The sequence below is a fragment of the Zeimonas sediminis genome (genome assembly GCF_023721795.1).
GTDB classification, from domain to species: domain Bacteria; phylum Pseudomonadota; class Gammaproteobacteria; order Burkholderiales; family Burkholderiaceae_E; genus Zeimonas; species Zeimonas sediminis.
Genome location: NZ_JAMQYE010000001.1, coordinates 2,864,354 through 2,883,702 on the forward strand (window position 1 = coordinate 2,864,354; position 19,349 = coordinate 2,883,702).

Sequence of the window (19,349 nt, forward strand, 5' to 3'; positions counted from 1 at the left end):
AACGAACCCAAGGAGACATCATGAAACGCAGGGAATTCATCGGGAATGCCACTCGTGTCGGCGGCGCGGCCGCCCTGGTCGGCGCAGGCGTCCGTCCGGCCCACGCGCAGAAGGTCATCAAGCTCACCCTCGCGTCGAGCCACCCGGCCACGCTGCCCTGGGTGGGCTTCATGTCGAGCGTGATGAGGCCCGAGATCGACAAGCGGCTCGAGGCCGCGCTCGGCAACAAGGTCAAGATCGAGTGGAAGGAGGCCTTCGGCGGCCAGCTCTACAAGATGAACGCCACGCTCAGCTCGATCGGCGAGGGCGTGGCCGAGATCGGCTGGGTGTTCGCGAACCTCGAGACCGCCAAGATGCCGCTCGCGCAGTTCGCCACGGTGATGCCCTTCACCACCGACGACCTGCCGCTCATGCTGAAGCTCGCCAACGAGATGAACGAGGGCATCCCCGCGCTGAAGGCCGAGTGGGAGCGCAACGGCGTGGTCTACCTCGGCGCGAGCGGCGTCGACACCTACGACCTGTTCACCCGCTTCCCGATCGCGAAGCTTTCCGACCTCGAGGGCAAGAAGATCTCCGCGCCCGGCGCGCTGGCCAACTTCCTGCGCGGCACCGGCGCCACGCCGGTGGGCGGCTCGCTGACCAGCTACTACACCGACATCCAGACCGGCGTGTCGGACGGCACGATCTCGATCGCCACCGGCATCCTGCCGAACAAGATCTACGAGGTGGCGCCGTACATCACCAAGGTCAATGCCGGGGCGGTCTACAACGGCGGCATCGCGGTCAACAAGGACGTCTTCCAGGGCCTGCCGCCCGAGCTGCAGAAGATCCTGAAGGACGTCGGCAAGGAGTATTCGAAGGCGCTGGGCGCGGAGCTGATGAAGCGCCACCAGGCGGCCATCCAGAAGATGGTCGAGGTCGGCGCCTCGCAGTCCACGCCGGTCAAGCTCACCGTGCTGCCCGACGCGGAACGCCAGAAGTGGGTCGACGGCCTGCCCGACCTGGCGGCCGACTGGGCGAAGCAGATGGAGGGCCGCAAGCTCCCGGGCAAGCAGATCGTCAAGACCTGGATGGACGGGTTGAAGGCCGGCGGAGTCAAGCCCGCGCGCGACTGGTCCAAGGGCATCTGAGGCGCCGGTGGCGGGCGATTCCCTGCGGCCGGACCCGGACGACGATTTCGCGCCCCGTCCGGCGGCGCCGGCCACGGCCTTCGGCCGCGTCGTCGACGGCTTCAACGCCGTCGGCGGCGTGCTGATCTTCCTGGTCATGCTGCTGGTCGTGGCCGACGTGGCCTCGCGCAACCTGCTCGACCATCCGATCGACGGCGTGTCGGAGATGGTCGGCGCGTCGGTGATCATGATCGTGTTCACGCAGCTCGCGAGCACGCTGCGGCACGGCCGGATGTCGCGCGCCGACCTGTTCATCGGCCCGTTCACCGAGCGCCGACCGGCGGCCGGCCATGCGCTGCACGCGGTCTTCGGACTCGTCGGCGCCTTCGTCTGCGGCGTGCTGGTCTACGCGGCCTGGCCCAAGCTGGTCTACGCCTGGACCACCGACGAGTTCATGGGCGTGGAGGGGATCTTCACCGCGCCGATGTGGCCGATGCGGCTGTGCATCGTGCTGGGCGCGGGCCTCACCTTGCTGCAGTACCTGGTCGTGGTGGTCGAGGACGCCCGCATCGCGCTCGGCCACGAGGCCGGGAGGGCGCGCCGATGACCGGCATCGAGATCGGCGCGGTCGCGATCGTGCTGATGCTGCTCGCCGTCTACTTCGGCATGCACATCGGCATCGCGCTGATGGCGGTGTCCTTCGTCGGGATCTGGCTGCTCAAGAGCCCGGAGCTTGCGGCCAGGATGATCGGCGCGGCGGCGAGCGACTCGATCCGCGAGCACCTGTTCGGCGTGGTGCCGCTGTTCGTGCTGATGGGCATCCTGGTCTCGGTCTCGCAGCTCGGCCGCGACACCTTCGACGTCGCCCAGCGGGTCTTCGCCCGCCTGCGCGGCGGGCTCGGCGTGGCCACGGTGGCCGCCAACGCGGTGTTCGCCGCGATCACCGGCATCTCGATCGCGTCGGCCTCGGTGTTCACCAAGGTGGCGGTGCCGGAGATGGTCCGGCACGGCTACACCGGCCGCTTCGCGGTGGGCACGGTCACCGGCAGCTCGGTGCTCGGCATGCTGATCCCGCCATCGCTGCTGTTCATCGTCTACGGCGTGCTCGCCGAGGAGTCGGTGGGCCGGATGTTCATGGCCGGCGTCGTGCCGGGGCTGATCCTGGGCCTCGCGTTCTCGCTGATGATCGTGCTGATGGCGATCTTCACCCCGGGTTTCGTCGGCCGCACCGACGCGGTCGCGATCGAGCCCGAGCCGCTGGCGCGCACGCTCGCGAAGGGCGCGCCGGTGGTCGGGCTGGTCGTGCTGGTGCTCGGCGGCCTGTACGGCGGCATCTTCACGCCGACCGAGGCGGGCGCCGTCGGCGCGCTCGGCGCGCTGCTGATCGCGGTGGCCAGGCGGCGGCTCGACGGTCGCAAGCTCTGGCAGACGCTGATCGAGACCGGCCATGTGTCGGTGTCGGTGCTGTTCCTGATCGTGGCGGCGAGCCTGTACTCGCGGATGCTGGCGCTGAGCGGCATCCCGGCGGCGATCGGCACCTCGATCGTCGACCTGGGCCTGGGGCCCACCGGCTTCGTGATCGCCTACATCGGCGTCGTGCTGCTGCTCGGCTGCATCATCGACTCGATCTCGATCATGCTGATCGTGCTGCCGATCGTGCTTCCGATCGCGCGCGACTTCGGCATGGACATCATCTGGTTCGGCGTCATCACCGTGGTGGCGGTCGAGATCGGCCTGCTCACGCCACCCTTCGGGCTGTCGGCCTACACGGTGCAGGCCACGCTGAGGGGCTCGAGCATCGGCATCCGCGACATCTTCATCGGGACCGCGCCCTTCGTGCTGTGCATGCTCGCGGTGCTCGGCCTGATCGTGGCGTTTCCGTCGCTGGCCACCTGGCTGGCCTACCTGTAGAGAATTTCCCCAACCTTTCCGAGAGAGAACCATGGACGACAAGACCGTCATCGCCGAGATCGAAGCGCGGGAGGCCCGCCGGTCGGCGGCGCTGGTGTCGGGCGACTTCGACGCGATCGAGGACCTGATCGGCGACGACCTGCTCTACGTGCACTCGAGCGCGACCGAGGAAGACCGCAAGTTGTACATGGAGCGGCTGCGCAACGGTCACTACGTCTACAAGGGCCTCACCGGCATCAAGCGCGAGCACCGGGTGCTCGGCGACGTGGTGCTGGTGAACGGCGAGATCCGCATCGACGTGGTGGTCAAGGGCAATCCGAAGCAGGTCAACGCCCGCTACCTGCAGGTCTGGGCGCGCCGCCCGAAGGGCTGGCAGATGGTGTCGTGGCAATCGACGCCGGTGCCGGCCTGAGCAACGCGGAGCGCAGCGTGGAAACCCGGGCCGGCCGGCGCTACGACGGGCCGATCGTCGACGCCCACCATCACGTGTGGCTGCGCGAGCGGGTGCCGTGGCTCAACGGCCCGATGCAGCCGCGCATCTTCGGTCACTACGAGGCGATCCGGCGCGACTACACGATCGGCGAGTTCCGCGTCGACTCCGCGCCGAGCGGGGTCGTGGCCTCGGTCTACGTGCAGGTCAACGTGGCGCCGGGCGAAGAGGTCGGCGAGGTCGAGTGGGTCGAGTCGCTGTCCCGGGCCGGCGGCCATCCGTCGGCGATCGTGGCCTTTGCCGACCTCGCGCGACCGGATCTCGACGACCTGCTCGACCGGCATCTCGCCGCGGGCAGGGTGCGCGGCATCCGCCAGCAACTGCACTGGCACGAGAACCCGCTCTACCGTTTCGCCGCCCGGCCGGACATCATGAACGACCCAGCGTGGCGGCGCGGCCTGGCGCGGGTGGCCGCCCGCGGCCTGTTGTTCGAGTTGCAGGTGTTCGAGTCGCAGTTCGCCGACTGCGTCGCGCTGGCCAGGGCGGTGCCCGAGGCCACGCTGGTGCTGATGCACGCCGGCATGCCAGAGGACCTGTCCGACGAGGGCTTCGCGCGCTGGCGCGACGGCATGCAGCGGCTCGCCGCCGAGCCGAACGTGCACGTGAAGCTGTCCGGGCTCGGCACCTTCGTGCACCGCCTCGACCCGGTTCTGATCGAGTCGGTGTCCGCGGCCACGATCGACGCCTTCGGCCCGGAGCGCTGCCTGTTCGGCAGCAACTTCCCGATCGAGAAGCTCTGGACCGGCTACGCGGAGCTGGTCGATGCCTGGCGCGATGCGCTGAGCGGCCTGGACGCCGCGGCGCAGCACGCGATCTTCCACGACAACGCGGTGCGCCTGTATCGCCTGACCCAGAGCTAGCTGTGACCCGACCCGCCGGCGTGGTTCGCGCCGTCGCGGCGGCCAGCGCACCGGTGCGCATACCCTTTCCCCTTCTCCCTTCTCCCTTCTCCCTTCCCTCCCCCCAAAATGATCGACGACAAGTCCCTCGACACCCTGTTCCGCGAAGCCCGCACCCAGAACGGCTGGCTCGACCGGCCGGTCTCGGACGAGCAGCTGCGGGCGATCTACGACCTGCTGAAGATGGCGCCCACGTCGGCGAACAGCCAGCCCGGCCGCTTCGTGTTCCTGCGCTCGGCGCAGGCCAAGGCGCGGCTGCGCCCCGCGCTGTCGCCCGGCAACCTGGACAAGACGATGGCAGCGCCGGTGGTGGCGATCGTCGCCCATGACACGCATTTCCACGAGCACCTGCCGAAGCTCTTTCCGCACAACCCCGATGCGGTGAACTGGTTCGCCGGCGAGGCCAACCGCGCGGCGCGCGAGACGGCGGCATTCCGCAACGGCACGCTGCAGGGCGCCTACCTGCTGATGGCCGCGCGGGCGGTCGGGCTGGACGTCGGGCCGATGTCGGGCTTCGACAACGCGAAGGTCGACGCCGAGTTCTTCCCCGACGGCCGCTTCCGCTCGAACTTCCTCTGCAGCATTGGCCATGGCGACCCGGCGAAGCTGTTCGCCCGCAGCCCGCGCTTCGACTTCGACGAAGCCTGCCGGATTCTCTGAGCGCGCGGCGGCGGCGCCGCTCGCCGCCGCCGGGGCCGCGCGAGCCGGTCGACCGAGCGGCCGGCTGGTGGCAGCGCCGGGCGATTGAGGTGGATCAAGTCATGGCCGGCGCCTGCGGGCGCAAGATTGCGGCTTCCGGCAGCCGGCTTGAAATCCGCCGCGCGCGGACGCATCTGATCGCTGCCGGACGATGCGGACCGGGGTCTTGAAAAACCCGGCGATCGCCCGAACCTCCCAGGCATCAGAGCATTCGCAAGGAGAAAGGACATGGCTCGTCTTTCCGTTTACGACCCGTTCGCCGAAGTGTTCCCGGAACTCTTCCGCGGCATGCTGCAGCCGATCCGCACGCCGGGCGGCGAGGCGCTCGAGATCAAGGTCGAGGTCAAGGAGTCCAACGGCGACTACAGCGTCCAGGCCGAGATGCCCGGCGTGAAGAAGGAAGACATCAACGTCCAGATCGACGGCAACCGCGTGTCGATCTCGGCCGAGGTCAAGCGCGAGTCCGAGCAGAAGGAAGGCGAGCGCGTGCTGCGCAGCGAGCGCTACTACGGCGCGGTGGCCCGCAGTTTCACGCTGGCTTCCGAGGTCGACGAGTCGCGCGCCAGCGCCAACTTCGAGAACGGCGTGCTGAAGCTCACGCTGCCGAAGAAGGCGGCGCCCGCCGCCAAGCGGCTCGAGATCAAGTAAGAAGCCCACAGGGCTTGTCAGGCGGGGGCTTTTCTGCTGACCATGGAGCATGAGCAGAAAGTCCACCGCCCCGATGCTTTTCCGGGGCGTCGCGCCCGCGCGGCCTGACGCCCGCCTCGCCGAGCGCCCGCTCGGCGAGCATTCGATTTCTTCGCAGCCGCCCTCCGCCGGCCCGCTCGCCGCACGTCGGCAACTGGTCGGCGGCCTGGGCGCGGCAGTGATCGTCGGCGCGGCGGCCGGGACGCCGTTGCGCGCCCTGGCTTCCGGTGCAGACGGGCAGCGGATCGTGACGCCGCGCCAGAGCCTCGGGCCCTTCTACCCGGTCGACTGGTCCGGCGATGCCGACAACGATCTGGTGATCGTGCGCGGCGAAGCGGCCCGCGCGCTGGGGCAGGTGGCGCACGTCCGCGGCCGCGTCGTCGACCGCGACGGCACGCCCTTGCCGGACGCGATCGTCGAGATCTGGCAGTGCGACGCCAAGGGCGTGTATCGGCATCCGCGCGACCGCGGCGGGCGCGACCCCGGCTTCCAGGGGCGCGGCAGCACCCGGACCGGCGACGACGGCGGCTGGACCTTCCGCACGATCCGGCCGGCGCCCTATCCGGGCCGCACGCCGCACATCCATTTCTTCGTCCGCACGCCCGACGGCCGGGAGCTCGTCACCCAGCTCTACGTGGCGGGCGACCCGGGCAACGCGGGCGACTTCCTGCTGAACTCGGTGCGCGACCCCCGGCAGCGCGAGCGCCTGATCGCGCGCTTCGACCCGGCTGACCGGATCGAGCCCGGAGCGCTGCTGGCGAACTACGAGATCGTGCTGGCTTGAAGCGCCGCCGGGCTCAGCCCGGCCGGCCGTCGAGCCGGGGTGCCATCAGCCTCGGTCCGTAAGTGACCAGGTAGATCGCGAAGCAGGCCGACCAGCACAAGGCCGCCGCCGTGACGAAGGCCATCCACGGCAGCCCGTCGAACAGGACCGGCGCGAGCCGCAGGATCACGGCCAGCTGCACCAGTACGTACATCGCGGTCTCGGGTCGACCTGCCGCCAGCATCCGGCCGGTGTGGCCCAGCGCGGTGCGGGTAATCATGCCGACGATCAGGCCGCCCATCGATCCGATCGTCAGCGCATGCAGCCCGGCGCTCTCCGGAACGCGGCCGAGCGCGGCGAAGGCCAGCAGAACCAGGCCGACCGGAATCCACGCGTAGGACGCGTGCAGGATCCACAGCAGCGGAGTGCGGCGCGTGGCCCAGGGGTTCCAGCCGGCCAGCCGCGCGGCTTGCAGCACCGCGGCGATCGCGCAGGCAGCGGCGGTCAGGCCGGCGCCCGCCTTGCCGAGCACGAGCAGCAGCGCCGCGCCGGTGGCGCCGATCGCGAGCGCGTCGAGCTGCTCGTTGCGCCACTGCCTGACGCCGGGCAGCGCGTTGGCGGTGAACATCGGCACCACGCGGCCGGCGATCACCGATTCGAGCATCACGACGACGAAGATCGCGAAGTGCAGCGGCACCAGCGGGTCGAAGGGCAGGCGGCCGGGCAGCGACAGGTGGAACAGCGTGTTGGCGACCAGGAAGGCGGTGAGCACGGCGAGCACGAACAGGTTGCGCGTGTTGCCGCTGCGCCAGAGCACCGAGGCCAGCGCCCCCATCACCGACAGCAGGAAAGCGGCGTCGAGCGCCATCGCGACCAGTGGCGGCGCGGCGTAGTTGGCCACGCGGGCGGCCACCCACAGCAGGCAGATCGCCGCGAGCTTCCAGCCCTTGGGCGTCGGCAGGCCGGTCCAGTTCTGCCCGGCGGTGAACAGGAAGCCGGCGATCACCGCGATCGCGAAGCCGAAGACCATCTCGTGGCCGTGCCAGAGCATTGCCGGCAGCCAGGCCGGCCCGGGCAGCAGGCCGGCGAACTGCGCGATCCACAGCGGAACGCCGAGCGCCGCGAACAGCGCCGCCAGCAGGTACAGTGGGCGGAATCCGAGGGCGAAGAGCGCGAAGCCCTGGGGCGCTTCGGGGCGACTCCCGGAGCGCGCGCCGGGGCGGCGTGCCTCGATTTCGGAGATCGTGACGAGGGTGGTCGGGGGCGGCATCGTGGGCGTCGGGGCTTTAAGATAAATATGCAATGAATCTTATGACCCCGGCACGCCGGCAGCAAGCGCCAACCCTTGCGCTGGCGCAGGCTCTGTGCAGAAAGACCGCGTAAGGGCGGGAAGGAGCGATCGATGTACCGTCTCGCGGCGCTCTGGGCGGCGCTGGCCGTGCCGCTGTGGGCGGGGATCGTGTGGTTCCGGCCCGATGCCGCGGGCTGGCCCGACGCTGCCCGCACGATCGAATGGCACGCCCGCGCGATGGTCTCGGGCTTCGCGGGGGCGGTGATCGTCGCCTTCCTGGTCGCTCAGCTCAGGCGCTGGCCCGCCGACCGCGGTCCGCTCGCCTGGTCGCTGCTCGCGGCCTGGCTGGCCGCCCGGGCGCTGTCGCTGTCGCCGCCCGACCTCGCACGCTACGCGCAGTTCGCGGACCTGCTCTTCTTCGGCATCGCGGCGATCGTGCTGGGCCGCCGGGCGATGCGCGCGCCCGCGCCCAGCAACCTGCTGTTCGCGGCGGCGCCGCTGGTGCTGATGCTGTCGGTGGCCGCGCCGCTGCAGGTGCTCGAGATGGTGTCGATCCTGATCGCCGTGCTGGCCGGGCGGGTCGTTCCCGGACTGGTCAATGCGCGGGTGCCGGGGCGCCCGGCGCGGATCCGGCCCGATCTCGAACGGATCGCGCTCGGTTCGCTGGTCGCGGCGATCGGCCTGCGCGCCGCGATGCCCGATTCCGCGGTCGCCGACCTGGCCGCAGCCTTCGCGGCGCTCGCCAACCTGTACCGGTGGTGGAGCTGGCGGCCGCTGGCCGGGATGCGCGCCGACCTTCGGCTCGCCGCGATGCTGTTCGCCTATGCCTGGCTGCCGGTGTGGCTGCTGGTCGACGCGGCAGGGGAGTGGGCGCCTCCCGCAGCGGGCACGCACGCGCTGGCAGCCGGCCTGGTCGGCGGGATGACCTGGGCGATGATGAACCGGATGCTCGCCGAGCCGCTCGGCCCGCCGGCATGGCCGGAACGCGTCGGCGCGGCGGCCCTGGTCGTGGCGGTCGTCGCGCGCTTCGCGCTCGCCTTCGCCCCGCCCGGCGCGTTCGCCACGCTCGCCTGGCTCGCGGTGGGCGGCTGGAGCCTGGCTTTCGCCGGCCTCGCCGCGCGCGGACTGGGCGGCGCCGCGCTTCGGTGACAATGACGGTTTTCGCCAGACAGGGAGACTGCGCAATGATCGTTCGCGACACGCTGTACATCGACGGCAAATGGGTGCGGCCCCACGGACAGGGCCGTCTCGAGGTCACCGATTCGAGCACCGGCAAGCCCTGGGCCTCCATTCCCGAGGGCGACGCCGAGGACGCCAAGGCCGCGGTCGCAGCCGCGCGTCGCGCCTTCGAGGGCTGGGCGGCCACCGCGCCGGCCGAGCGCAGCGAGATCATCGGCCGGGTCGCGGCCGAGCTGAAGGCGCGCGCCGACGAGCTGGCGCGCGCGATCGCCACCGAGGTCGGCATGCCGCTGAAAATGGCCTCGCGGGTGCAGGTCGCGGGCCCGCTGGCCGCCTGGTCGGCCTACGCGAAGATGGCCGCAAGCTTCGAGTTCGAGCAGCGGGTCGGCAATTCGCTGGTGGTTCGCGAGCCGGTCGGCGTGGTCGGTGCGATCACGCCGTGGAACTTCCCGCTGAACCAGATCACGCTGAAGGTCGCCGCGGCGATGGCTGCCGGCTGCACGGTCGTGCTGAAGCCTTCCGAGGTGGCCCCGATCAACGCCTTCATCCTGGCCGAGGCGATCGAGGCGGCCGGGGTGCCGGCCGGCGTCTTCAACCTGGTGACCGGCTTCGGGCCGGTGGTCGGCGAGGTGATCGCCGGGCATCCCGACGTCGACATGGTTTCGTTCACCGGCTCCACCCGGGCCGGCCGCCGGGTCGGCGAGCTGGCCGCGCAGGGCATCCGCAAGGTCGCGCTCGAGCTCGGCGGCAAGTCGGCCGCGGTGGTGCTCGACGACGCCGACCTCGCCCGGGCGGTCAAGGCGACCGTCGGGAACTGCTACCTGAATTCCGGCCAGACCTGCTCGGCCCACACCCGGCTGGTCGTGCCGCGCGCGAAGTTCGCCGAAGCGCTGGCGCTCGCGAAGGAGGCGGCCGAGCGCTTCACGGTCGGCCCGGCGCTGGCCGAGGGCTCGATGCTCGGGCCCCTGGTGTCGGCCGCACAGAAACAGCGAGTGCTCGCTTACATTCAGCGAGGCATCGACGAAGGCGGCACGCTGGTCACCGGCGGCACCGAGCCGCCGGAGCTTCCCGAAGGCTACGAGGGCGGCTACTACGTGCGTCCGACCGTCTTTGGCGTCAACGACTCGCGGGCCACGATCGCCCAGGAGGAGATCTTCGGCCCGGTGCTCACGGTGATTCCGCACGACGGCGACGACGACGCGGTCCGCATCGCCAACGACACGGCCTACGGGCTGGGTGGCGGCGTGTGGGCCGGCAGCGACGAGCGGGCGACCGCGGTCGCCCGCCGGATCCGCACCGGCCAGGTCGACGTCAACGGCGGCGTCTGGAACCCGGCCGCGCCCTTCGGCGGCTTCAAGCAGTCGGGCATCGGCCGCGAGAACGGCGTCTACGGCCTCGAGGAGTTCCTCGAGTACAAGTCGCTGCAGTACCGGCCTGCTCCGGCCGCTTGAGCGCCGGGCCTGCGGTCCCCGAGCCGGTCCGGCTCGGGGACTTCCTGCGCCTGTTCTCGGCGGTCATGCTGCCGATGTTCCTGGCGGCAGTCGACCAGACCCTGCTGGCCACCGCGCTGCCCACGATCGCCGGCGAGCTGGGCGGCTGGCGCGACGCCTCGTGGATCGCCGTCGGCTACCTGCTGGCCGCGACGATCATGGTGCCCTTCTACGGCCGGCTGGGCGACCGGATCGGCCGGCGCAAGGTGCTGCTGGGCGCGCTCGCCGTGTTCGCCGCGGGCTCGCTTGCCGGGGCGCTGGCGCCCACGATGGGGATGCTGATCGCTGCCCGGATCGTGCAGGGGCTGGGCGGCGGCGGGCTGATGGTCAGCTCGCAGGCGTTGATCGGCGAGCTGGTGCCACCTCGGCAGCGCGCCCGCTTCCAGGGCTGGTTCGCCGCGCTGTTCTCGCTCGCCAGCATCGGCGGTCCGGTCTTCGGCAGCTACGTGACCGAGCATGCCGACTGGCGCTGGCTGTTCTGGATGAACCTGCCGCTCGCGCTGCTCGCGCTGTGGCGCATCCGCCTGCTGCCGGCGGCGCACCCGGCGCCCGCGAAGCCGCCATCGCCAGACGTCGCCGGCATGCTTCTGTTCTCCTCCGCGGTCTGCGGCACGCTGGTCTGGGTGAGCTTCGCCGGTCACCGCTTCGCCTGGCTGTCGGCCACGAGCCTCGGGCTGCTCGCGGCGAGCGCCGGCTGCTGGCTCGCGCTGGTCGTCGTCGAGCGCCGCCGGCCCGCGCCTTTCCTGCCGGTGGAGCTGATGCGACGGCCGGGCGTGCCCTGGCTGGTCACCACCGTCGTCTGCTTCGCGTCCTGCCTGTTCGCGATGGTCTTCTACCTGCCGGTCTACCTGCAGATGGGGCTGGGCTCCTCTGTCACCGGCTCGGGCCTGATGATCCTTCCGCTCACCGCAGGCATGGTGACCGGGTCCACGCTGACCGGACGCATCGTGGCCGCGACCGGCAGGCCGCAGCCGATCCCGATCGCCGGTCTGTCGGTCTCGTGCGCCGCGCTGGCCATTCTGGCCCTGCTGCCCCCGCGGGCCGACTGGATCGTTCCGCTGGGCCTGGCCTGCGGCATGGGCTTCGGCACGGTGATGCCGACCACGCAGTTGACGCTGCAGGAGATCGCCGGCCGCCAGAGCCTCGGCGCCGCCACCGCGACCGCCTCGCTGTCGCGCTCGATCGGTTCGGTCACCGGCACCGCGGTATTCGGCGCGATGCTGTTCGCCTCGTTCGGTTCCAGCGACCTGCGCGGCGTGGTCGCCGAGCACGATCCGCAGCTCGTGCTGGCGGCCTTCCGCAGGGTGTTCCTGGCCTGCGCGCTGCTCGCCGGCTTCGGCGCCTTCTGCGCGACGCGGGTCAGGCCGGTCCGTTTCTGAGCTACTCGCAGCGCGCCCGGATGTCCTCGGGCACCGGGACCGCGCGCAGGCGCTGCGGATCCTGCGGGTCGCGTATCACGAATGCGCGCGTCTCGACGCTCTCGCAGATCAGGTCCTCGCCGCGCGTGATGCGGTGCTTCTGAAGGAAGACCTTGTTCCGCCACTCCTCGATCGAGGTGTGGATCGTGATCCGCTGGCCGTAGGTCACCGACTTGACGAAGCGGGTGTGGTGCTCGAGCAGCGGCGTGCCGACGATGCCGTTGATCGCGGTCATCTCGCGCCAGGGCGGCACGCCGCACTGCATGAAGAAGTGCAGCGAGGCGGCGTCCATCCAGCGATGGAAGTTCGGGAAGAAGACGATGCCAGCCGGGTCGCAGTGGCCGAAGCGGACGTCGATCTCCAGCACGGTGGTCTTGCTCATCGGGTGGTCCTGCGAAGGTCGAAAGCCCGGGATTATCGCGGAATCAGCCGATCAGCCAGCCGCCCGCGGCGGCCAGCGCGACGACGAGCAGCGGCGAGGCCTTCGCCCACACCAGCAGCCCGAACGCGGCGAGCGCCAGCGCGAAGTCCTCGCGCGAGCGGATCGCCGAGGTCCAGACCGGGTCGTACAGGGCAGCGAGCAGGATGCCGACCACGCCCGCGTTGATGCCGGCCATCGTCGACTGGATCCCCGGGCGGCGGCGCATCGCCTCCCAGAACGGCAGGGCGCCCACCACCAGCAGGAAGGCCGGCACGAAGATCGCGACCAGCATCGCGAGGCCGCCGCGCCAGCCGCCGATCCATCCTGCGCCCCAGCCGGCCGAAGCGGCGTCCGGCGCCTGGGCCACGGTGCCGAGGAAGGCGGCGAAGGTGAACAGCGGACCGGGCACCGCCTGTGCGGCGCCGTAGCCGGCGATGAAGGTCTCCGCGTCGGCGAAACCGGCCGGTACGACGGCCGACTGCAGCAGCGGCAGCACGACGTGGCCGCCGCCGAACACCAGCGCGCCGGCCCGGTAGAACCCATCGAGCAGCGCGACGAAGGCCGAGCCCGAGGCGGCCGCCCAGACCGGCAGCGCGACGAGCAGCGCCAGGAAGATCGCGATCGCGATCGCTCCGGCGCGCGCCGACACGCCGTAGCCGCGATGCCCGGCCGGCGCGGCCGCCGGCAGCGCCAGCCAGCGCCAGCCGACGAGGCCGGCCACGACGATCGCCCCTACCTGCGCGAGCGCGGTCGGCAGCAGCAGCGTCAGCAGCGCCGCGCCGATCGCGATCGCGGCACGCGGCCTGTCCGGACACAGCGAGCGCGACATGCCCCAGACCGCCTGCGCGACGACGGCGACCGCCACCACCTTCAGACCGTGCACCGCCCCGGAGGCCGCGAGCCCGGCGTAGTGGCCGATCCCCCAGGCGAACAGGACCAACGCGAAGGCCGACGGCAAGGTGAAGCCGCACCAGGCCGCGAGCGCGCCGGCCCAGCCCGCCCGCGACAGGCCGAGCCCGATGCCGACCTGGCTGCTCGCCGGGCCGGGCAGGAACTGGCACAGCGCGACCAGGTCCGAGTAGTCCCGGTCGTCGAGCCAGCGCCGGCGCTCGACGAACTCGGTGCGGAAATAGCCGAGGTGCGCGACCGGCCCGCCGAATGAGCTCAGCCCGAGGCGCAGGAAGGCGAGGAAGACCTCGACGGCGCGCCGGCCGGCGCCGTGTGGGCGGGGCTGCCCGGCATCGTCGCGACGGGACTGCCCGGCATCTTCCCGGCGGGACTGTCCGGCGTCGGGTGCGGGCGGCATCGGCGGGGATTGCATCGGTGCTGGCCTCGGTAACCGGTGGGCGTGGCGGCCGATCGCCGCCGCGGTCAGCCGCGAGTGTAAGGCGTCGCGGGCGGATCGACGCTGCGATAGAGTGCACCCGTCGACGAGCCCCAGCCCGTCGGCGACCGCCAATCCCGACGACTACCGAGAAACGGATGCAAGAGCCTGGCCTCGCCCCCGATCCCGAAGACGTGCTCGGGCACCTGCTGAGTCGCCATTCGATCGGCCCGAAGCACCTCGTCGCGCCGGGCCCCGGCGCGGCGCAGCTGCGGCTCGCCGCGCGGGCGGCGTTGCGCGCGCCCGACCACAGGCAACTCGCGCCGGCGCGATTCATCGTGGTGCCCGACGCCCGTCGCGACGAGCTCGCGGCGCTGTTCGAGGATTTCGCGCGCCGCAGCGGCAAGTCTCCGGCGGAGCTGCGCGAAGAGTCCGGGCGGGCCTACAACGGCCCGGTGCTGGTCGCGCTGGCGGCGAGGATCGACCCCGGGCTGCCCGAGGTGCCGCCCCACGAACAGTGGATCGCGGTGGGCGGCGCGCTCGCGAACTTCATGAACGCGCTGCACCTGATGGGCTTCGGCGCCAAGATGCTGAGCGGCCGCAAGGCCTCCGATCCCGCGATCGCCGCGGCGCTGTGCGAACCCGGCGAGACGCTGGTCGGATGGATCGCGATCGGCACGCCCGCAGCGGCGGCGAAGCCGCGAGGCGACGACGAGCCCGAGCGGGTGCTGCGGGACTGGGATCGCCGCGGCTGATCCGGGCTTCAGAGCGCCCGGGCGTTGAAGGTGTCGCACTGGCGGAAGTCGCCGCTCTCCAGCCCGCGCCGGAACCACTGCACCCGCTGCCGGCTCGTGCCGTGAGTGAAGCTGTCGGGCACGACGTAGCCTTGCGAGCGTTTCTGCAGCGCGTCGTCGCCGATCTGCGCGGCGGCGTTCATCGCTTCCTCGACGTCGCCCTTCTCGAGGATCTGCCGCGCAGCGTGGGCACGGTTCGCCCACACGCCCGCGAAGCAGTCGGCCTGCAGTTCGGTGCGAACGCTCAGCTCGTTGCCGTCGGCCTGGCTCATCCTCGCCCGGGCCGACTGGACCTTCTCGCTGACGCCTAGCAGGTTCTGCACGTGGTGGCCGACCTCGTGCGCGATCACGTAGGCCTGGGCGAAGTCGCCGGGCGCGCCGAGCCGCGAGCGCATCGTCTCGTAGAAGCCCAGGTCGATGTAGACCTTGCGGTCGGCCGGGCAGTAGAAGGGCCCCATCGCCGCCTGCCCGACGCCGCAGGCAGTGCGCGTTGCGCCGCGGAACAGCACCAGCGTGGGTTCCTGGTAGCGGCCGCCGTTCTCGGCGAAGATCTCCTTCCAGACGTCCTCGGTGTCGGCCAGCACCACCGACACGAAGCGCCCCAGCTCGTCGTCGATCGGCCCGCGCTGCGCGGGCGCCTGCTCCGTCGGCGCCGGCGCCATCGGGTCGCCGGCCAGGATGCCCAGCAGCGTCAGCGGGTTCACGCCCAGCAGCCAGCCGGCGACCAGCGCGATCGCGATCGTGCCCAGGCCCAGGCCGCGGCCGCCGCCGATCCGGATGCCGCGCCCGCCGTAGCTCCCGATGCCGCCACCGGAACGGCGGTCCTCGACGTTGCTGCTCTCCCGGTTGCCGCGCCACTTCATCGCTGGCCCTTCCTCCAGACCCGATAGCGGATTCTCAGGTCGTCGATGAAGGGGCGCAAGGAGATCGGGACCAGGATCGCGGCCAGGCCGATCGTCATCGAGTAGCCGACGTGCTTGAAGCCGAGCGCGCCGACCACGCCGCCGACGAAGAAGCTGCCGATCAGCAGCCCGTGCAGGCGAAGCTTGCGGCGGTCGGCGATCACGCGCGAGCTCTCGCCCGGGAAGCGGTTCACGTAGACCAGCTTGCCGAGCTCGATCCCCAGGTCGGTGACCAGCCCGGTCACGTGCGTGGTGCGGATGACCGCGCGCGAGATCTTGGTGATCACCGCGTTCTGCAGGCCCATGATGAAGCACAGCACCAGCACGGTGACCGGCAGCAGCAGCGCCACGTGCATCGCCATGCCGGCGCCGAGCAGGCCGAACACCAGCAGCAGCGCGGCCTCGAGCAGCAAGGGCAGCGCGTACTGGCTGCGCAGCCGCATCCGGCGGCCCCAGTTCACCAGCACGGCGGTGGTCATCGCGCCGGCCAGGAAGCTCGCCAGCGCGGCCAGGCCGGCCAGCGCCATCGTGACCTGGCCGAGCGCCAGGTTGTCGGCCATCGACGAGACGATGCCGGTCATGTGCGAGGTGTACTGGCCGACAGCGAGGAAGCCGCCGGCGTTGGCCGCGCCGGCCACGAAGGCGAGCGCCGCGCCGAGGCGCACGTTGGCCTGCGGCGTGCGGTCGACCGAGGCGAGCTTGCAGACGCCGGGAAGCATCGGAGGCGGGTCGGGCGGTGCCGGCGGCTGCGCTGTCGGGCTTGCGCTTCGCTGGGCCTGCCGCTCAGGTCGCCGAGTAGCGCCCGGCCTCGTCGCGGGCCACGCGGCCCGCGGCGACCAGCTCGTCGAGGTGCTGCGAGATGGTGCGGCGCTCGACGTCGTCGACCCAGAGCTCTTCGTAGTCGGCCGGATAGAGCAGCCGGATCCGCACCAGCTCGTCGAGCGTGCGGGGTGACTCGCGAAGCAGCTCGAGCAGTCGCTCGCTGCGCTCGTCGATCTTTCCGGCGAAGGCGGCCAGCGCCTCCAGGAAGGCGCCGCGGTCGGTGTAGATGCCGCGGTGGTGCGAGGTCACCCAGGTGCGGGCCGGCACCTCGGGCAGGCGGGCCAGCGTGCGCCGGAACTGCGCCAGGCTGGACGTGGCGTCGCCGTAGTACGGGCCGAAGCCGCTCAGGTCGATGTCGCCGATGAAGGCGACGCCCTCGGGTTCGACCAGCAGCACGCAGTGGCCGGAGGTGTGGCCAGGCATGTGGATCGCGCGCACCGTGGAGCCGCCGAGCTGCCAGGTGGCGCCGTCGGCATAGGCGATCGCGTCGGGGCGCGGCGCGTAGTGGAACTCCTTGCGCGCCTTCTCGAGCATCTTGCGCGCGGCGTCGGGCGACAGCCCGAAGTGCCGCGACAGGCCTTCCCAGCTGCGCGCGGCCGCCACGTCGAGCTCGTGCACGTGCACCGCCGCCTTCGGCACCCGGTGCAGGCCTGCCATGTGGTCCTCGTGCACGTGGCCGAGGATCACCAGCTCGGCGTCGTCGACCTCGGCGCCGATCCGGTTGGCGACCAGCGGCGTGTCGAAGATCGCGTGCGTGTCGGTGCCGTGCACGACCACCTGGTTGCCGTCGGGATACTTGCCGGACTTCTCGCCGAAGAAGACCGAAACCCTGCCGAAGTCGGCGCGGCGGACTGGCTCGCTCATCGGATGTCGCAGCCTCGGTGCTGGTTTCGCGGCCTCAGCGGCGGCCGCCGCCGAAGAAGAGCAGCCCGGCGCCGACCGCGATCAGGCCGACGCCGGCCCAGATCGGCACGTTGACGGTCTCCTGCTCCTCGACCTTCAGCTCGATCGGGCCGAGCTTGGCCACGTCGGTCTTCTTCGTGTAGCTGAAGCCGCCGTAGGCGAGGCCGAGCGCGCCGGCCACGATAAGGATCAGTGCGAGGAAGCGGATGCCGTTCATTCGGGTGCCCCGTTGGATGCGTGCTTCGCCCAATGCTAGCCCGAACGCCGGCTCGCCGCAGCGGGCCGGTTCCGCGAACGCGCGCCGGGCCCCGGCCGCACGGCCCCGGTGGCACGCTGTCCGGCCACGCGGGATCAGCGCGCGCGCATGCTGGCCGGCAGCCAGAGCGCGATCTCCGGCCAGACCATGACCAGCGCCATCACGCCGATCATCAGCAGCACGTAGGGCGCGGCGCCACGCACGATCTCGGCCATCGGCGCCTGGGTGATCGCCTTGATCGTGAACAGGTTCATGCCGACCGGCGGCGTGATCTGGGCGAGCTCGAGGTTGATGACCAGCAGCACGCCGTACCAGATCGGGTTGATGCCCAGGTGCATCATCGCCGGCAGGATCACCGGCGTGGTGATCAGGATGATCGCGATCGACTCGAGGAACATGCCGAGCACGAAGATCAGCGCCATCATCACGATCAGGAAGCCCGCCACGCCGATGTCGGCCGCGATGATCGCCTCGACGATCTGCTGCGGGATCCGCATCTTGGTCAGCACGTGCCCGAACACCGAGGCGCCGGCCAGGATCATGAACAGCATCGCCGACACGCGGCAGGCGTCGACCGCCGAGTCCCAGACGTCGCGCAGGCCGATCGTGCGGTAGGCGAAGGCCGCGATCGCGAGCGCCAGCCACGCGCCAGCGGCGGCCGCCTCGGTGGCGGTGAAGATCCCTGCGTACATGCCGCCCAGCACGAAGACCGGCAGCGAGATCGCCCAGAGCGCCTTGCGGATCGCGGCGAGCGCCTCGCGCAGGCTCGCGCGCGGCTCGCGCTGCACGTGCCGGTGGGCGATCGCGGTGCGCAGCATGCTCCAGGCGACGAACACGCCGGCCATCAGCAGGCCCGGCACGATGCCGGCCATGAACAGACCGCCGATCGAGGTGTCGGTGGTCACGCCATAGAGCACCATCGGCCCCGACGGCGGGATCAGGATGCCCAGCGTGCCGCCGGCGGCCACCAGGCCGTAGGCCACCTTCGGCTCGTAGCCGAAGCGGATCATCTGCGGAATCGCGACCGCGCCGATCGTCAGCGCGGTGGCCACGCTCGAGCCCGAGATCGCCGCGAAGATCGTGCATGCGGCGATCGTGGCGATGCCCAGCCCGCCCGGCAGGTGGCGGGTCAGCGTGTAGGCGGTGTTGTACAGGTCGTCGACGATCCTGCCTCGGATCATCACGTGCGCCATGAACGCGAACAGCGGGATCGCGACCAGCAGGTAGCGGTTGATCTCGCCGAAGATCACCTCGGTCACCGAGCCGATCTCGCCCTGCGTGGCGAGCAGCAGCGCGCCGCCGTACAGCGCCAGCCCGGCGAAGATCGGCAGGCCGGTGAACAGCAACAGCAGCAGGCCGGCGAAGAGCAGCGCGATCGTCATCGGGCGTCGGGGCGGGCGTCGGCCTTGCCGGGCGCGGCGGGTGCCGCATGTGCCGGCTGGTGCGCCGGCGGCAGGCCGGCCAGCGCGCGCCACAGCGCTTCGATCGCGGCGAGCAGCAGCAGCACGCCGCCGACCGGCATCAGCAGCATCAGCTGCCAGGTCGGCCACTCGAGCCAGCCCTCGGTGACCAGGCCGAGCATCTGCGCCAGCATCGCGGTGTCCCAGCCGTTGAAGATCAGCACCAGCGCGATCGCGGCGGTGGCCAGCCCGCCCCAGGCACGGATCCAGCGACGGCCGCTCTCGGGAAGGCGTTCGACCAGCAGGTCCACGCCGATGTGCTCGCCGCGTCGCAGCGCGTTGGCCGCCGCCAGCATCACGACCGCCACCAGCGCGAAGCCGACGACCTCGTCGACCCAGACCGGCGCGGCGTTGAACACGTAGCGCATGATGACGGCCCAGCCGATCAGCGCGAGGGACACGAGCAGCGCCGCGGCGGCGACCGCCATTGCGGCGCCGGCCAGCGCGGCCACGACGCGGCCGAAGGCGCGCAGTGCCGGGCCTTCGGCAGGCGCTGCGCGTTGCTGGTCCGGGGTCACTCGCGCGCCCGGA

General features: G+C 71.3%; 21 protein-coding genes. 12 read left to right on the forward strand and 9 right to left on the reverse strand.

The window, feature by feature from the left end; translation table 11 throughout:
* The first annotated feature begins 20 nt into the window (after positions 1–20).
* From M6I34_RS13530 to M6I34_RS13565, 8 genes are all read left to right on the forward strand, one after another.
* On the forward strand, positions 21–1,130 hold the full coding sequence (locus M6I34_RS13530; protein ID WP_272486203.1) for a C4-dicarboxylate TRAP transporter substrate-binding protein: 1,110 nt from the start codon (positions 21–23) through the stop codon (positions 1,128–1,130).
* A gap of 7 nt (positions 1,131–1,137) precedes the next feature.
* The gene (locus M6I34_RS13535) at positions 1,138–1,716 is read left to right on the forward strand and encodes a TRAP transporter small permease subunit (RefSeq protein ID WP_272486204.1); all 579 of its coding nucleotides are present in this window, start codon (positions 1,138–1,140) and stop codon (positions 1,714–1,716) included.
* On the forward strand, positions 1,713–3,020 hold the full coding sequence (locus M6I34_RS13540; RefSeq protein WP_272486205.1) for a TRAP transporter large permease: 1,308 nt from the start codon (positions 1,713–1,715) through the stop codon (positions 3,018–3,020). Before M6I34_RS13535 ends, M6I34_RS13540 begins: the two co-directional genes overlap by 4 nt.
* 31 nt (positions 3,021–3,051) lie before the next feature.
* The gene (locus M6I34_RS13545) at positions 3,052–3,432 is read left to right on the forward strand and encodes a nuclear transport factor 2 family protein (protein ID WP_272486206.1); all 381 of its coding nucleotides are present in this window, start codon (positions 3,052–3,054) and stop codon (positions 3,430–3,432) included.
* Positions 3,405–4,370, forward strand: a complete 966-nt coding sequence (locus tag M6I34_RS13550) for an amidohydrolase family protein (protein WP_272486207.1) — start codon at positions 3,405–3,407, stop codon at positions 4,368–4,370. The genes M6I34_RS13545 and M6I34_RS13550 overlap by 28 nt, the downstream gene beginning before the upstream one ends.
* A gap of 108 nt (positions 4,371–4,478) precedes the next feature.
* Positions 4,479–5,069: a malonic semialdehyde reductase gene (locus tag M6I34_RS13555; protein WP_272486208.1), complete on the forward strand. Its 591-nt coding sequence runs from the start codon at positions 4,479–4,481 to the stop codon at positions 5,067–5,069.
* 267 nt (positions 5,070–5,336) lie between these two features.
* Positions 5,337–5,756: an Hsp20/alpha crystallin family protein gene (locus tag M6I34_RS13560; protein WP_272486209.1), complete on the forward strand. Its 420-nt coding sequence runs from the start codon at positions 5,337–5,339 to the stop codon at positions 5,754–5,756.
* A 49-nt stretch (positions 5,757–5,805) separates the two neighbouring features.
* Positions 5,806–6,579, forward strand: coding sequence for a dioxygenase family protein (locus M6I34_RS13565; protein WP_272486210.1), 774 nt, complete (start codon positions 5,806–5,808; stop codon positions 6,577–6,579).
* A 13-nt stretch (positions 6,580–6,592) separates the two neighbouring features.
* Here M6I34_RS13565 and M6I34_RS13570 read toward each other — a convergent pair whose 3' ends face one another.
* On the reverse strand, positions 6,593–7,828 hold the full coding sequence (locus M6I34_RS13570; protein WP_272486211.1) for an NnrS family protein: 1,236 nt from the start codon (positions 7,826–7,828) through the stop codon (positions 6,593–6,595).
* A 132-nt stretch (positions 7,829–7,960) separates the two neighbouring features.
* Between M6I34_RS13570 and M6I34_RS13575 the strand changes: the two genes are divergently transcribed.
* From M6I34_RS13575 to M6I34_RS13585, 3 genes are read left to right on the forward strand one after another with little or no spacing between them, the layout of a single operon-like run.
* Positions 7,961–8,998 (forward strand): NnrS family protein, encoded by a 1,038-nt coding sequence (locus M6I34_RS13575; RefSeq protein WP_272486212.1) that lies wholly within the window; start codon positions 7,961–7,963, stop codon positions 8,996–8,998.
* 35 nt (positions 8,999–9,033) lie between these two features.
* Positions 9,034–10,479 (forward strand): aldehyde dehydrogenase family protein, encoded by a 1,446-nt coding sequence (locus tag M6I34_RS13580; protein ID WP_272486213.1) that lies wholly within the window; start codon positions 9,034–9,036, stop codon positions 10,477–10,479.
* Positions 10,476–11,897, forward strand: coding sequence for an MFS transporter (locus tag M6I34_RS13585; protein WP_272486214.1), 1,422 nt, complete (start codon positions 10,476–10,478; stop codon positions 11,895–11,897). Before M6I34_RS13580 ends, M6I34_RS13585 begins: the two co-directional genes overlap by 4 nt.
* 1 nt (position 11,898) lies before the next feature.
* Here the strand turns inward: M6I34_RS13585 and M6I34_RS13590 are convergent, their stop codons facing one another.
* Positions 11,899–12,318, reverse strand: coding sequence for an acyl-CoA thioesterase (locus M6I34_RS13590; RefSeq protein WP_272486215.1), 420 nt, complete (start codon positions 12,316–12,318; stop codon positions 11,899–11,901).
* Positions 12,319–12,361: 43 nt separating this feature from the next.
* On the reverse strand, positions 12,362–13,663 hold the full coding sequence (gene chrA / locus M6I34_RS13595; RefSeq protein ID WP_418953558.1) for a chromate efflux transporter: 1,302 nt from the start codon (positions 13,661–13,663) through the stop codon (positions 12,362–12,364).
* 176 nt (positions 13,664–13,839) lie between these two features.
* Between chrA and M6I34_RS13600 the strand changes: the two genes are divergently transcribed.
* Entirely contained in the window at positions 13,840–14,436 is a 597-nt protein-coding gene (locus tag M6I34_RS13600; protein ID WP_272486217.1) for a nitroreductase family protein, read from the forward strand.
* 8 nt (positions 14,437–14,444) lie between these two features.
* On the opposite strand, the gene ypfJ is transcribed toward M6I34_RS13600, so the two are convergent.
* The 6 genes from ypfJ to M6I34_RS13630 all read right to left on the reverse strand — a co-directional run bounded on the left by ypfJ (position 14,445) and on the right by M6I34_RS13630 (position 19,336).
* Positions 14,445–15,338, reverse strand: coding sequence for a KPN_02809 family neutral zinc metallopeptidase (gene ypfJ / locus M6I34_RS13605; protein ID WP_272486218.1), 894 nt, complete (start codon positions 15,336–15,338; stop codon positions 14,445–14,447).
* Positions 15,335–16,096, reverse strand: coding sequence for a YoaK family protein (locus M6I34_RS13610; RefSeq protein ID WP_272486219.1), 762 nt, complete (start codon positions 16,094–16,096; stop codon positions 15,335–15,337). The genes ypfJ and M6I34_RS13610 overlap by 4 nt, the downstream gene beginning before the upstream one ends.
* Before the next feature lie 64 nt (positions 16,097–16,160).
* Positions 16,161–17,063 carry an MBL fold metallo-hydrolase gene (locus M6I34_RS13615; RefSeq protein WP_272486220.1) on the reverse strand — a complete coding sequence of 301 codons (903 nt, stop codon included), beginning with the start codon at positions 17,061–17,063 and terminating at the stop codon, positions 16,161–16,163.
* Between the two features lie 34 nt (positions 17,064–17,097).
* On the reverse strand, positions 17,098–17,319 hold the full coding sequence (locus M6I34_RS13620) for a hypothetical protein (RefSeq protein ID WP_272486221.1): 222 nt from the start codon (positions 17,317–17,319) through the stop codon (positions 17,098–17,100).
* Positions 17,320–17,453: 134 nt separating this feature from the next.
* The gene (locus M6I34_RS13625) at positions 17,454–18,740 is read right to left on the reverse strand and encodes a TRAP transporter large permease (RefSeq protein ID WP_272486222.1); all 1,287 of its coding nucleotides are present in this window, start codon (positions 18,738–18,740) and stop codon (positions 17,454–17,456) included.
* Positions 18,737–19,336 (reverse strand): TRAP transporter small permease, encoded by a 600-nt coding sequence (locus M6I34_RS13630; RefSeq protein ID WP_272486223.1) that lies wholly within the window; start codon positions 19,334–19,336, stop codon positions 18,737–18,739. Before M6I34_RS13630 ends, M6I34_RS13625 begins: the two co-directional genes overlap by 4 nt.
* Positions 19,337–19,349: the final 13 nt, after the last annotated feature.